Genomic DNA, 687 nt, shown 5'->3' on the forward strand with positions numbered 1-687 from the left:
AGAGGTTGATCCGCCATGATTTCAGGGCGTCCCTCAAGGGTCAAAGAACCACTGCCTACAGCACGACACAACCTGTCCGACTCGGAAGCAGCAGCAGCTCGTGCTTCCTCCTCACAAGTGCAACAAGTCCGCAAACGCCGCACGGGACCGCTAAACCCTGTCTGATGTTTGACTTGGCATTGCTGCCCTTTTGAGCGATCAAAATAAGAAGCTTCAATGGTGCCATATTGCGTACGTGGCTCTAGGGTAAATTCCCAGTTGGAACAGTCGTACTTATGGATTGCTAATGCTGGTAAATTATCTCCGCTTAAAAACAAAAACTTATTGTCTTTGATTAAAAAACGTGCCCGCATGCGATCGGCAAGGCGGGTTAAAAAATCAACCGCCGATTGATCTGTACGAATCACATAAGGCAAAGTTTGTTGAGTGAACTGAGGACTGACCTTTGCTTGATAGCCATGACGTTTGGCAAGTGTCTCAACAATCTCACCAACAGTTTTGTGATCAAAATGCTCACTCACCTGTTCTTTGAGCTCTTTACGCATCGAGGCACTTTTGCCACAAAGGCGCAAAATCTCTCCATCACTGCCACCACAACTTACAACCGACTCGACAACAAAACGCCCCATAAAGGCACTGATGCTGTTCTCATAGCCAAAAATCACTTGCAGAGTGCTGTTGCTTGAG

At 47.2% G+C, this 687-nt stretch carries 1 protein-coding gene; it reads right to left on the minus strand.

Annotation, left to right across the window (positions count from 1 at the left end):
- Positions 1 to 687: phage late control D family protein (locus ACFILY_RS09640; protein WP_375673380.1), on the minus strand; the 687-nt coding region annotated here is incomplete at both ends.

The organism is Bartonella sp. CL25QHWL, assembly GCF_042195335.1.
In the GTDB taxonomy this organism is placed as follows: domain Bacteria; phylum Pseudomonadota; class Alphaproteobacteria; order Rhizobiales; family Rhizobiaceae; genus Bartonella.